The following is a 12,581-nucleotide window of genomic DNA, read 5'->3' on the forward strand; positions in this document are numbered from 1 at the left end:
AAATAGAATTTTACGTTTGCGTATTTTCCATGGGCTGGTCGTTGTTCCAAAGAATGACTTTGTTACGGCCGTGTTCCTTGCCTTCGTAAAGAGCCTTGTCTGCAAGCTGGATGCACTTTTCGGCGCCTTGAGTGCTATCGAATTGAGCGACACCCAATGTGATCGTGACCTTGATTTCTTTACCGCCAAAGAAGATAGTTTGGTTTTCAATCTGCTTGCGGAATCGTTCGGCAACGTGTGCGGCGTCTTTCAGCTCTGTTTCGGGGAGGAGCGTCAAGAATTCTTCACCGCCATATCGAGCGAGAACGTCGTATTTGCGGAGAAGCCCGCGGATGGTACTTGCGACGGACTTGAGCACGGCATCGCCTGCGGCATGGCCGTATGTGTCGTTTACGTTCTTGAAATGGTCGATATCGATAAAGATAATGCTGAAAGCCTTTCTGAATCGGTTTGCGCGTTCGACTTCCTTTTCGATAGTCCTGTGCATGTCGCGACGGTTCGGCAGTTGCGTGAGTTCGTCCGTTCTTGAAATCAAGTCGAGTTTTTTGTTAGCTTGTTCTAGCTCGTACGTACGTTCCTTGACTTCTTTTTCAAGAATCTCTCTATGCGCGTTCAGTTCCTGAATTTGCCGTTTTATAGTGGCGTGCATCTGGTTAAAGACTTTTGCAAGTCTGCCGATTTCGTCTTGGCTGCTCTTTGCCTTGAATTCCTCGATGTTGAGGTTTCCTTCGGTAATTTGCGAAATATGGTCAATCAAGTTGTTCAATGGCTTACACACAATCAATATTTGCCAGAGAGAAACGAGCAAAATGGCGATAATGGAACTGTACAAAATAATTCGGCTAACATGCTGGACCGATGAAACTTGGGCGTCAATTTCAGTCTTGGGCTGGAGAGCGATAAGACCGAGATCGTAAGTCGGGTTGAAAGTCCTGTTGATGAGGTAGGATTTTCCTTTGTCCAGCTTTACGAAACGAATGGAATTATCGTTGTCCTGCTTGATGTTCATGTCGCCAAGTCCGAGTTCGGAAATCTTGTGGACTCCGTCAAGCCAAGTTCTCATATCCGGGTGGTAAAGGATTTCGCCTTGGCCATTGCATGCGATGAGAATGCCGTTTTGCCCGACTTTGTATTCCGAAAAGTATTTCCAGAGTCGGCGAATCGAAAAGTTTGATATCAGTCTTCCATCACCCATGGCTCTGTCCGAAACGACAACGCCAAAGGCTCGCTTGGGAGTGCCGTCTGCATCGCGGTACCATGGAGATATGGTGGGCCTGTGAGGTGAAATTCTATTGAACTCGATAGGGTAGGTTATCTTGGTTGAGCCTAGCATGGAGTTGTTGCAGACAAGATTGTAGCTACGGTCAAAGAGCGATATGGATTCGCCCGAAATGAATAGCGACGATATGTTGAAGCTTTTGAGGTAACCGGCCGCTATGAGCTTGTCCATGCTTTGAATTTCGGAAGTCTTTGCCAACAAAGTCAGACGACTTGCAAACTGCTCCATTTCGTTGTTGACCGTGTTTGCGAGTTGCTGTAACTGGGTTTCGTTGGTATCGTAACTCAGTTTAAGCGTGGTCTTCATTTGCCTCTGGGTGAAAACGTAAGTTCCAATCATCACGATGACAAGCATTGAGACAATCAAGAGCAGTAAACTCTTGATGATGATGCTGTTTGTGAGATTGGAAACTTTTAAACCCATAGTTCTTTGCGTCTTTTCTTGAAATATAACTAACGAATTTGCAACTGGTTAGTGTTTTTTCCTACGGGTGAACGCAAAAATGAACCCGAAGAGCACGGCGATGGCGAAAATCCACGGGGTACGGCTGAAACCGGAATCGTTTTCTTCGGTCGGCTTTGTTTTTTCTTCGATACCCTTGTTCTGGTTTCCGTCCTTGATGCCCAGGGCCTTGTGCCAGGTTTCGCGGAATTCTGCAAATGTGAGGTCTCCGGAAATCGGGTGGTTCAGGAGCTTGTTTATGTTGTTTGAATAATTCGCGAGGATTTCATAAATCTTTTCTTCGGAGTAAAGCGCCGGGATTTCGAGATGGTCCCAAATGGCGCTGAACATGGATCCGAGAATCTGTTCAATATCACCCCATTCTGGAATGGCTGTGTAGGCACGCCCTGTGCCGAGCATAGGAACAAGCGTCTTGTAGTCGTCGTCCTTGGACCAGTTGGCAAGAACCTTCTTCGATGCGGGGAGCATGCCTATTTGCTTTGTATATGCATCCAAGTTTTCATCGTTGGTGAGATAAAGTAAAAGATCCAAAGATTCTTGCTTTTTGTTGCCTGTCGGGATGGCGAGGTTACTGCCGCCGATGAAGCTGACGGAGCCTTCCGTGCCCTTCGGTATGGGAAGAGCCATGACGCTGTCGTTACCGATTCTCGTGTTCAAAAGGCCGCCTTTTTCGCCTTCGATTCGCGTCTGCATGATGACTTCGGATGTGTTTACGATAAAGGCGAGTTCACCCGCATTAAAGTGTTGTACAATTTGAGCCGTGTTCATCTGCAAGGCGTCGGTGCTGACGAGGGTGTCGAGTACAAAACTCAAATACTTGGCGATACCATAAATGGTCTTTGGGGTGAGGATACTCGCTTTCCATTTGCCATTAGCGTCTTTTTCGATGAAATTGCCGCCATTGCTCCAGATCCACGGGGCGAAGTTGTGCGGGATATTCCAGTCGTTCTTTCCCGGGAATGCAAATGCGCGGACCTTGGTGCCGTCGTCGAGCACTTCGTGGCTGTTGTTCACCTTGCGGATGGCTTTAACGAATCCATCAAATGTAGAGACATCGTCAGGATTGATGTCGTTCTTCTTGAGAATGCGTTTGTTGGCCAAAATTGGGCGGATATCGATGAACCACGGAACGGAATAGACGGTCGTGTCGGAGTCGATATGAGTCGTGTTCCAGCTGACGGGAACGAACCTCGTGGAATCAATTTGTGTGAGCCATTCGTTCAAAGGCTTGATTTCGCCGCGGGAAGCAAAGTACGGGACCCATGTTGTGCCGAGCTGTAATACGTCTGGTGCGTCTATGCCGGTGGCAAGTGCCGTCGTGATGCGGTTCCAGGCTACACCCCAGTCCAGAACGGTGACTTTTGTCTTGATTCCTGTTTTCTTTGTGAAAAGGTTAAGCCTTTGTTCTAGTTTTTCCTGAGGCGAAGCACCGTTTGGCATAATCCAGACCGTTAGGGCTTCTTGTTTAGGTTTGGGCTTTGCTACAGGTGCCTTTGCTGCAAAAATGGACGATACGGCAATCGTTGTTACGATGCCTACAATTTTCGTAATAGCTTTCATGGTACACCTCCTTTTCCAAAACGTCAAATGTATCAAGTATGTATGATATTTGTAGATTTATTAAAAAAATAAAAGAAATGCAAGAAAAAAATTTTGAAGCATGCTCAATGAGGGGTAAAATGTTGGCTGTTTGCGGTATAGTCAAGAAAAATGGTCGAATTTTGATGTGCAAAAGGGCTGCCGGGGTGCCTTTCCAAGGGTATTGGGAACTGCCGACCGAAATTTTGGAGGAGGATGAACCTGCCGAAAATGCTCTGGAAAGGGTCTTTTTTGAGCGCTTGACCGCAAAAACACGATTTTTGCAGCGTGTAGGGGCGGTTGATTTTTCGTATGGCGAAGGTTACCGGATTTTGGCGTACGGGGTGGAACTCGAGAAGAATTTTATCCATATATATGGGTATGATGATTTCCGGTGGGTGAAACCGTGTCATTTAAGGACACTTCGTGTACTTGAACCTCATGTGACTTTGCTCACTAGATGAATCATGGATTGTAAATTTATGATACACGTAAGGCGTTCCTCTAGCAAATATTATGGTTCTTTCTTATATTTTTGCAAAAACAAAAACACTTAAATATAAGGAGTTTGTAATTATGAAGAAGGCTTTCCTCGCTCTTGCTTGCGCAGGTATGATCGTTCTCTCTGGCTGCTATGGTAGCTATGGCTCTACCAAGTGGCTCCATGGTGCCATTGGCAAGATTTCCAACAAGTGGGCTAAGTCCTTGGTTCACTTCCTTGCTACTCCGGCCTACGTCCTCTGCTTTGGCTTTGTTGACTTCCTCTTCGTCAACACCATTGAATTCTGGACGGGCTCCAATCCGTTTGCAGCTGGCGATTCCTACTATGAAAAGGACGCTCAGGGCAACTCCGTTGCTGCTGTGAAGAACGAAGATGGTTCTCTCTCTGTGCAGCTCACCACTGCTAAGGGCGAAGTTTCCAACCTCACTCTCCAGCGTGATGAAAACGTTGTCCGCGCATTCGACGCTCAGGGCGACCTCGTTGCCCAGTACGAAATCGAAAAGTAATCGACAAACAAATTTCGTCATTAGAACGCTCTCTGGATATCCGGAGGGCGTTTTTTTATATATACTTCTAGCATGCAATGTCGGGTTGTTCAAAATCGTTTGTTTAACCCTTTCGGGGCTTTGTTCGCGATTCTTTTCGCGGCAGTCCTTTGTGCGTGCAACGGAAACGATTTGTCGCGTGGCGATGAGGCGCTCCGCATTGGTGATTATGAACGTGCGGTCATGAATTTTTCGAAGGTCCTGGATTTGGAGCCTGCGAACAGGGATGCTCGATATGGGCTTGCTATTGCCTACTATGCGATTGCCGAAGACAGGGAACGCCTAAAGGAAAGTACGCTTTCGTATTGGGAACGTACGGTTCGCGAATTCAAGATTTTATCTGTGGTCGATACGGGTGAAAAGTCTAAACCCATGTATTCGACGTCGTTATTTTATCTTGCTCGTGCAAAGCTTGCCGAAAATGCCCAGGCAAAGGTGATGTCGCTTTTGGACAAGTCTATCCAGCTTGATCCGGAAAATTACTTTAGTTACAATCTCAAGGCTTTGATTCTTGCCGGCCAGGGCGATACCGAAGGTGCCAAGAAAATTTATGCCTACATCGTGACGAAGCAGCCGAAATTTGCATCGGCTTACGTGAACCTCGGCAACCTCTACTGGAACGTGCACGATTACGAATCTGCATGGGATATTTGGTCGATGGGGCACGAGGCGTTACCAGAGGATGCTGTACTCGCCAAGTGGACTCGCGTGGCGGAAGATTCGCTCAAGGCTATGGTTTATTCGGGTAAACTATGAGAAAATCCGAAAAATCGCTTTTGGACTCCGTGACGGGAGGCTATTTGCTGCATCGAGGCGGCGAGGCTTCTATTTATCTTTTGAATATCGGTGGCGCACCGCATGTGCTCAAGTGGTACAACGAAGGTTTTTCTGTTGACGAAAATATTGTAGACCGTGCGAGCAAAGTACATGTTCCTGGTTTGTACCGCATTGAAGAATGGGGTAAACGCAATGGAACTCCGTATCTGATTTACGATTATATTGCAGGTGTTTCTTCGGATGGACTCGGACGGCTCCCGGTGACCGCCTCGCTTGTGGCTTTGCGTCAGGTCGTTTCTACGCTTGCGGCTTTGCGGAAACAGGGCGTGTCGCATGGGGACTTGAGCCCCGCGAATGTGATTTTTGCTGCTGGGGAATCCGATGCGTCAGATCGCTCGAAATCTGCGGGCCTGGGACTGCGCGCGGTGTTGATTGATTGCGGCATTGTTGGGCCGGGTGCGCTTGCGTATGCCGCTCCGGAACGTTTTCAGGGCAAGCCTGCCGACGAAAAGAGCGACCTCTTTAGCCTTGGTCTTTTGCTGTACCGTTGGATTGCGGGCGAGGATTTAGTAGTCGCCGATGGCTATGAGCAGTTTGCCGAGCAGATGGCAAATGTAGAGTCCTTGAACATTGTCGAAAAGCTTTACTCGACGCTCGCCTTTGAAACGCCGGAAGGGGCGGTCCAGTTAAAGGCGCTAGAAGCCCTGTGGGCAGGGCTTCTCTGTTCCGACCCGTCGGAACGCGTCGAGGATTTTGATGAACTTGACGAACTTTTGGAGATTGCTCTCGATAAAGTTTCTAATGGAGAAGTTGCGCTTGCGACGCTTGTGTCGCAGTTTGTGGAATCGAATTTGAAATCCGAGAATGTGGTACTAAAAGTTCCAAACGACCTCGAAAACGGCCTCCCATTTGCTGTTCGTAAGAAAAATAATTGGCTAAAATGGAGCGTTTTGGGCATCTTGGTACTTATATTAGCTTTGATAGTTCTGTTGCTTTCGGGTGGAACAATGCGTTTCGGTATCGATGCAACGGGGGACCAGCTGTTGAAGCGGTCGAGGAGCATGGAGACGTCTACGGAAAGCGAAAAAACGCCCGATTTGAAGGTGGATAGTTTGCTTTTGGAACTCCCTGTACCTGCCGCTGAATAATAGCGCAAACTATAGGGCTTTGTTATGAAATCGGAATCTATGCTCGCCACAGAAAAGATGCTTGATGTGGTCAAGACTCTTTTAGATGAAGAGCAGCCTGAGGCTCTTTTCCCGAAAATTCTGGAAGTTGCCAAGGATGTTTTGCACGCCGATGCCGCTGTCTTGGACATCGGTGGCGAGGAACCGCTCCATTTTTCGAACCCTGAAAAAGTTTCAATTTCTATTTCGGCAATCAAGCTCGCGAAAAATGAAAAGCGTGCTGTAGTGTGGAACCAGCTCGATGACGAATCGGCGGACTTGTCCAAGTCGATTGTGCAGAACCAGCTCACGAGCATTATGGTATCTCCGTTTCGCACGCCCGATTCCGAGGCGGGGTACCTCTATTTGCAACGTGCAGCCCGCAAGGAACCGTTTACCGAAGAAGATAGCGCGCTCTTTGATTCTTTTGTGGCGGTCTGTGAAAAGTTTGCTTTTGCCGCATACGACCGCTTGCGTGACAAGGAATCGCTTGATACGCTCAAGAATGTTGTCCGCAAGGATGGGATTGTTTATTCTTCCAAGCCGATGGTCGATGTGATAGCCATGGCCGATAAGCTTTCTCCGCTCCCGCTCCCGGTGATTATTCGCGGCGAGACGGGAACGGGCAAGGAAGTGATGGCGCGTTATATCCACAAGCATAGCCCTCGTGCCGAAAAACCGTTCATTGCGGTGAACTGTGGCGCTATTCCGGAACACTTGATGGAATCGCTCATGTTTGGACATGCGAAGGGTTCTTTTACGGGCGCTATCGAAAACAAGAAAGGCTTTTTCGAAGAAGCTGATGGCGGTACGATTTTCCTCGATGAAATTGGCGAACTTCCGCTCAATATGCAGGTAAAACTCTTGCGCGTGTTGCAAGAAAAGCATATTACGCGTGTGGGCGACAATCGCGAAATTCCGGTGAACGTGCGCGTGATTAGTGCAACGCATGTGGACTTGGAAGAGGCCGTGCGCGAAAAGCGATTCCGTGAAGATTTGTATTTCCGCATTCAGGTGTTGCCGCTTGAACTCCCGCCGCTCCGCGATCGCGGTCAGGATGTGGTTTTGCTGGCTGAAAGTTTTATACAACGTTACGGTGCCGAATATGGCCGTGGAAAATTCCACTTGAGCCGCAATGCAGAAAAGGCTCTGCTGGGCTACCACTGGCCGGGCAATGTGCGTGAACTTGAAAACCGCGTGCAAAAAGGCTTGGTGCAGGCCGTTCATGGCGTGATTCAGCCCAAGGATTTGGGCCTTGACGATATGCAAGTACAGGCAAAGGAATCTCCGCGTACGCTCAAGGAAGCCCGCGAAGCGGTCGAACGCGAAGTTATTTCGCGCGCCCTCAAGGACACGAATGCGAACTTGACGCTTGCATCGACGATTCTTGGCATTGACCGTAAGGTGCTGCGTGAAATCATGGAGCGTTTGAACTTGAAAAAAGAAGACTTTAAGGTATAGGGATGCTTGGTAACATGTTAAAATTAAGGAGTGTGGTTATGAAAAAAATCGTAGTGGCGTCTGCAGTGGTGGCAGCGACAGCCATGGCTAGCGATTTGGGTTCTCGCCCGGAAGCAAGCGTCCCGACGCCTGTTGAAGCTCGAGAGGCTGTAGACAAAATTCCGAACATGTCGGAAAAAGAGAATGTGGATTGGCAGAAATTGCGCGAAGAACGTCGTGCCGCCCGTCAACAGATTCTTGAAAGTCTGAGGAATAAAACGGCTGTCGAGAAGAACGAATTGCGCGGGGCCGCTGTAAGTGCTCCTGTTCTCGAAAAGCCTGTCGAAAAGAACTTCGAGCCTAAGGATAAACCGAAGGACGAACTTATTCGTGAAAATAAAAAGGATGAAATGGAACCGCCAAAGGGACCGTTTGAAGGTTTCCCGTTTGATCCTGGTCACATGGTACCGAAGCGCCCGTTTACGCCGCATCCGATAGAACGTAATCCATGGCAACAACAAAATCCGCGTGATTGGAAAGGACCGAATCAGAGAAAGTAAATGAGGGCTTTGTTTGGTTTAATTTTGCTAGTGCTTGCCACTGCGCTCTTTGCCGAGACGCAGGAGGAAGCGTATTATCGCGCGTTGAAGTTCGAAGAAGCGGGCGATATTTCTGCGGCACTCCAAGCGTTTGAAGAGGCTGCCGCATTGCCGGGTGAATACACCGAAGAAATTCAGGGAATCATTCGCGATTATAAGGCTGCGCTTGGAAAGTCCGAAGTATGCGATACCATAAGCGTTAGCTTTTGGGATGCTCTCCATGTTGCTGGAGAACTTGGACTCTATGGATTGCACTACAAAGAAACCGGTATGGATAAAGGCGAAATGGGTGGAGACCTTTTCCTGAATGTAAATCCGTATCTGGATTATATTTCTGGAGATTGGGCTCATACGTTTGCGGCTTCGGTGCAGGGCGATTACTTCTTGAATAACAACAATATGCCGGTGCTCGATACCAATGATTGGAATATTGTCCTTGGCCTTGAATATACGTTGCTCGGAAAATCGATGCTTTTGGATTTGGGCTATGATTTCAATATCGAAGGTAAAAGCCTTTCGTCGGATTTTTACGTTTGGTTTGAAAAGGAATTGTTCCGCTTTGAAAAACAGCGCGTGGGAGCCGTGGCTTGGGCATACTACCAGACTTCGGGCCCGATGTCACTTGCGTTGTATGGATCGTGGCATAGGACAGCGGCGGAAGGCTTGAATGGGACAGTCTATGTGGGCGCAAAGTACGAAGCGGATTCCGTCTTTGATTATAAAGCCTACTTCCATTCATACGATAATGTCATAAACGATACAACGGGAACGTTGACTGCAGATGATTTGATGTTCCGATATGCTCTAGGAAAATGGCTTGGCCCGATTTTCCGTTCTAGAATTTCGTACAAGTTTAAGAATCGCATTACGGTTGAAGGAAAATTGAATTTGTACTACCGCTTTGCGGTTGGCGGTCCGGATAGTGAGTTTGAAAAAATCAGGAAGTTTAGCGGCACATGGGGTGCAACTGTTTCTTGGAAACATTGGAAGTTGAACTATTACTTGGGCGTTGACCGCAGGTACACTCGCCTTTATTTACCGCGCTTTTACAAGAAAATTTATACCGAAAGTTCTACGCTTACACAGCTGAAACTCGGCGTCAAGTGGGACTTTTAAAAACAAAAGAGGCAAGCGGTGCTTGCCTCTTTTGCGTGGAGATAGTGGGAGTCGAACCCATGACCTACAGATTGCGAACCTGTCGCTCTACCAACTGAGCTATATCCCCATAGCTATTTGTTAGCGGGGAGAATATAGCTAAACCATATATATTTGGCAAGTGACTCAGTCGTCTAGACCGCTATGGGAGGTTCTTATTTTTTACAAATAAATATTAATTCAGCCTTAAGGCGTGTCTTGGATGCAGCGAACAGAATACATAATATCTTTTCCAAAGCTGCCGCCGTAATGTGCTATGTTATCGTCATTCACCACAAGAATGGAATAAGCACTGCCGTCGCTGATCTCCGTGGAACTCCAGAAATAGGCGGCTTCGCCATTGAATTTGAACTTGGATTCATCGGCGCTGTACTGGCCACTAGGCAATGCGGTAAAGCCGGAGGTGTTATCGCCCGCTCCACTTTGAGTTACCTTGTTTTGATCCTTATAATCAATCCACAAATCAGAATTAGCCTTAAGGTGTAAACCGGCATCATTTTTTTCTGGGTCTGTTGACGTATTTACTACGTTGATCAGGATTTCCAATTCCGCCTGCGATGGCAGATGCCAGCCATCAGGGCATATTCCCTGAACTCTAGAGGCTAGATTACATTTCTTACCATTACCGCACAGACTATTGCTCATGCCCACTGCGTCTGCCCAGTGATAAAGACGACCATACTTGGAGCAATCTCCTTCTTCTGTTCCGTTTCCACCACCGCACTTGCTTTCTAGAGTTGGGGTGCTCAAGTTATTTGCCATCCAGGTTTGTTGTCCTATCTTAACCATCTTATAGATTCCATCAACAACAATGCTTTTCTTCGCGCAGAATTCATTTTCAGGATTGTATTCTTTACCTTTACAAAGGCTAACAACCTGTTTGTTGTCAAAACAGAAATGTGTCTCTGGATCGTAAGGTGTTTCGCCACAAAAAGCCTTATAGAGTTTTTTAATCAGAATGTACTCGCCTTCGGTGCAATTAAGCGTAATGACTCCGTCCTTGTCGTCTGTAATTTTGCAGTCATCACTTGCGTTTGTGCCATTAGTTCCGTTATGAACTACGACCGGTTCCGAATTACCACAAGTAATTTCAACGCCGTTTTCCACCGACTTGGCTGTGCAACCTTCACCGAATTCACCCTTTAGCGATTTAAGCCATTCGGTTTCTGTTCCCTTGAAACCGTTCTCTTTTGCAATTTCGTAAGCGGACTTGCCGTCGTTGCCGTTTTTGCCGTCCTTGCCGTTGTCACCATTTTTTCCATTGGTGCCATCTTTGCCGTCTGCGCCATCCTTTCCATCGGCTCCGTTTTTCCCATCCTTACCGTCTTTGCCGTCGTTGCCGTTTATATCATTCCATTTCTTGTCGGAACACAGATAAACTGCACCGGAATCCTTTACAAAGACCATTTCACCATCATTCTTGTCTTCGCATTTCGCGAGATTCTCATAAGCATTCACCGATTCAATTCCAGTTTTCGTGATTTCGGTAATGTCATCGCCACAAGCCGTAAGGGAGGCGGCAGTCGCCAAAGCAAGGGACGAATGCCATAACAATTTGTTCATGTGATTCTCCATATTAAAAGGATTAAAATTCTATAAAGGATTCCAGGACTTCAAGTCTTGGAATAGCGGTAGAAAAATAAAAATATATTCCTAAAACGATTCAGAAATTTATTTTTGTATATTCTGCTTGCTGTATGCAAATGATTGAAAAAGTATCTCAAGCGATTGAATGTTTTAAAAAGAAAGATTTGTGGGCCAAAATAGCCTTTACCATAATCTTTCTTTCGTATTTGTCTTTTTGTCACACCTGTTTTAATCCAATAGCGGGGGATACTTATCCCGTTTATGAGAATAATTATCCGGGGGATTTGTTTGGCTTTCGGGCGAAAAATAAAGGCGCAAAGCAATGCAAGTTGGATGGCAAGAAACTTTTTCTAGAACGGGAAACTCAGAACGAATCATTTTGGTATGACTTCTTTGTTGATTCTAGGGCTCTTTATGTTTGGCATCTCCAATATCAGGATGTGGATAATGTCAAAAAAAATATTTTGACATACAGGTTTGAACCGCGTGGAGGTATTGGGGCTGTTGTTCAGGGGACGGGTATTGGGATTGATGAACGGCAAGATTCTATCGTAATTTTTTATGATGCTGAACCATTTGATGGCTTTACAATTGAGCCTAGCCCGTTTAGCGATAAAATCGTACTTCAGAAAAGTGCTCCGTTCGACGTTAAAAAAAGAGCTCCGGGCAAGGATGTCATTTCAGCTCATTGCGCTAAGGAGTGGTCCAATTGATCAAGAAATTGATAAATAAACTCTTTACTTTGACAGCCTTTATTGCTGCGGTCTGCTTGGCCATTCATTATACGCCAACGTTCTTGATTACAGGAAACATGGATTCTGTAGACAACGTGCCGTTTCGCATAATTGCTTTGCTGTTTACTTTATTGATGCTTGTGTCGGCTGTTTTGTTGTTGCTTGATTTGTTCTCGCTGAAAATCAAAATTGTACAAAATAAAGTTTGGATGTTTTTTGCGGCGATTGGTGTTGTTCCGATTTTGCCTTATGCCTCTTTTTGGTTAATCTATTTCGTGTGCTTCATCTTCCACTATGCAAAGCGATTGTGGGGATTTTTAGTCGGATAGTTTTAAGTGAAGGTTTTCTCCTGATACTAGGCGCGGAAAACGCAATTTGTTGAATCTGCTGAATGATATGCTCGAAGGGCAGATTCCGCAAAAGATTAAGGATGTGGCCTCGCAACAGCCGGAACTCAATGATTCCGGTAGTAAGGCGTCAAAATCTTCAATTCTTGATTTGCATTGTCGTGACGAGCGGGATAACAAGTGGTTGTTCATACTTGAATGTTTTAGAAAAAGCCCAGTAGATTCATTTAAAAAGGTTCAGATAAAGAGTATGGTTTTGACGGAAGAAGAACAGGATTACCTCGCCTGGATCAAGATGAAAGGTGTTAAACAAGGAGCGGAAGAAAAAGCGCGCGAGATGGCAAAGAAAATGCTTGTCAAAGGCTTTTCTATCCAAATGTTCACTAACTTTTAGACAATTAGACGGTCTT

At 46.5% G+C, this 12,581-nt stretch carries 13 protein-coding genes and 1 tRNA gene; 10 read left to right on the top strand and 4 right to left on the bottom strand.

Going from position 1 to position 12,581, the window contains the following annotated elements:
- Positions 1-10 precede the first annotated feature (10 nt).
- Both BUA34_RS15165 and BUA34_RS15170 read right to left on the bottom strand, forming a co-directional pair.
- Positions 11-1,702 carry a sensor domain-containing diguanylate cyclase gene (locus tag BUA34_RS15165; protein WP_072831076.1) on the bottom strand — a complete coding sequence of 564 codons (1,692 nt, stop codon included), beginning with the start codon at positions 1,700-1,702 and terminating at the stop codon, positions 11-13.
- A 48-nt stretch (positions 1,703-1,750) separates the two neighbouring features.
- Positions 1,751-3,301 (bottom strand): sugar ABC transporter substrate-binding protein, encoded by a 1,551-nt coding sequence (locus tag BUA34_RS15170; protein WP_072831078.1) that lies wholly within the window; start codon positions 3,299-3,301, stop codon positions 1,751-1,753.
- 38 nt (positions 3,302-3,339) lie between these two features.
- Between BUA34_RS15170 and BUA34_RS15175 the strand changes: the two genes are divergently transcribed.
- The 7 genes from BUA34_RS15175 to BUA34_RS15205 all read left to right on the top strand — a co-directional run bounded on the left by BUA34_RS15175 (position 3,340) and on the right by BUA34_RS15205 (position 9,464).
- Positions 3,340-3,783 carry an NUDIX domain-containing protein gene (locus tag BUA34_RS15175; protein ID WP_254794521.1) on the top strand — a complete coding sequence of 148 codons (444 nt, stop codon included), beginning with the start codon at positions 3,340-3,342 and terminating at the stop codon, positions 3,781-3,783.
- A gap of 112 nt (positions 3,784-3,895) precedes the next feature.
- Positions 3,896-4,327 (top strand): DUF3332 family protein, encoded by a 432-nt coding sequence (locus BUA34_RS15180; protein ID WP_072831134.1) that lies wholly within the window; start codon positions 3,896-3,898, stop codon positions 4,325-4,327.
- A gap of 120 nt (positions 4,328-4,447) precedes the next feature.
- Positions 4,448-5,122, top strand: coding sequence for a tetratricopeptide repeat protein (locus tag BUA34_RS15185; RefSeq protein ID WP_254794522.1), 675 nt, complete (start codon positions 4,448-4,450; stop codon positions 5,120-5,122).
- On the top strand, positions 5,119-6,291 hold the full coding sequence (locus BUA34_RS15190) for a serine/threonine protein kinase (protein WP_072831082.1): 1,173 nt from the start codon (positions 5,119-5,121) through the stop codon (positions 6,289-6,291). Before BUA34_RS15185 ends, BUA34_RS15190 begins: the two co-directional genes overlap by 4 nt.
- A gap of 24 nt (positions 6,292-6,315) precedes the next feature.
- A complete protein-coding gene (locus BUA34_RS15195) occupies positions 6,316-7,770 on the top strand; it encodes a sigma-54 interaction domain-containing protein (protein ID WP_072831084.1) in 1,455 nt (484 codons plus the stop codon).
- 38 nt (positions 7,771-7,808) lie between these two features.
- Positions 7,809-8,309, top strand: coding sequence for a hypothetical protein (locus BUA34_RS15200; RefSeq protein ID WP_083579818.1), 501 nt, complete (start codon positions 7,809-7,811; stop codon positions 8,307-8,309).
- On the top strand, positions 8,310-9,464 hold the full coding sequence (locus tag BUA34_RS15205) for a hypothetical protein (RefSeq protein ID WP_072831088.1): 1,155 nt from the start codon (positions 8,310-8,312) through the stop codon (positions 9,462-9,464).
- A gap of 36 nt (positions 9,465-9,500) precedes the next feature.
- Here the strand turns inward: BUA34_RS15205 and BUA34_RS15210 are convergent.
- Together BUA34_RS15210 and BUA34_RS15215 are read right to left on the bottom strand one after the other, a co-directional pair.
- A tRNA-Ala gene (locus tag BUA34_RS15210) sits at positions 9,501-9,573 on the bottom strand.
- Positions 9,574-9,689: 116 nt separating this feature from the next.
- Positions 9,690-11,066, bottom strand: a complete 1,377-nt coding sequence (locus BUA34_RS15215) for an FISUMP domain-containing protein (RefSeq protein ID WP_072831091.1) — start codon at positions 11,064-11,066, stop codon at positions 9,690-9,692.
- 140 nt (positions 11,067-11,206) lie between these two features.
- Here BUA34_RS15215 and BUA34_RS15220 point away from each other — a divergent pair, with 140 nt between their 5' ends.
- Genes BUA34_RS15220 through BUA34_RS15230 form a run of 3 tightly spaced genes read left to right on the top strand, consistent with a single transcriptional unit; the run spans position 11,207 to position 12,565 of the window.
- On the top strand, positions 11,207-11,803 hold the full coding sequence (locus BUA34_RS15220) for a hypothetical protein (RefSeq protein WP_139255965.1): 597 nt from the start codon (positions 11,207-11,209) through the stop codon (positions 11,801-11,803).
- Complete coding sequence (locus tag BUA34_RS15225) at positions 11,800-12,153, top strand: hypothetical protein (protein ID WP_072831094.1); 354 nt, start codon at positions 11,800-11,802, stop codon at positions 12,151-12,153. The genes BUA34_RS15220 and BUA34_RS15225 overlap by 4 nt, the downstream gene beginning before the upstream one ends.
- Before the next feature lie 49 nt (positions 12,154-12,202).
- Positions 12,203-12,565: a hypothetical protein gene (locus tag BUA34_RS15230; protein WP_139255966.1), complete on the top strand. Its 363-nt coding sequence runs from the start codon at positions 12,203-12,205 to the stop codon at positions 12,563-12,565.
- Positions 12,566-12,581 lie beyond the last annotated feature (16 nt).

It is taken from the genome of Fibrobacter sp. UWB12 (genome assembly GCF_900142485.1).
Taxonomy (GTDB): Bacteria; Fibrobacterota; Fibrobacteria; order Fibrobacterales; family Fibrobacteraceae; genus Fibrobacter.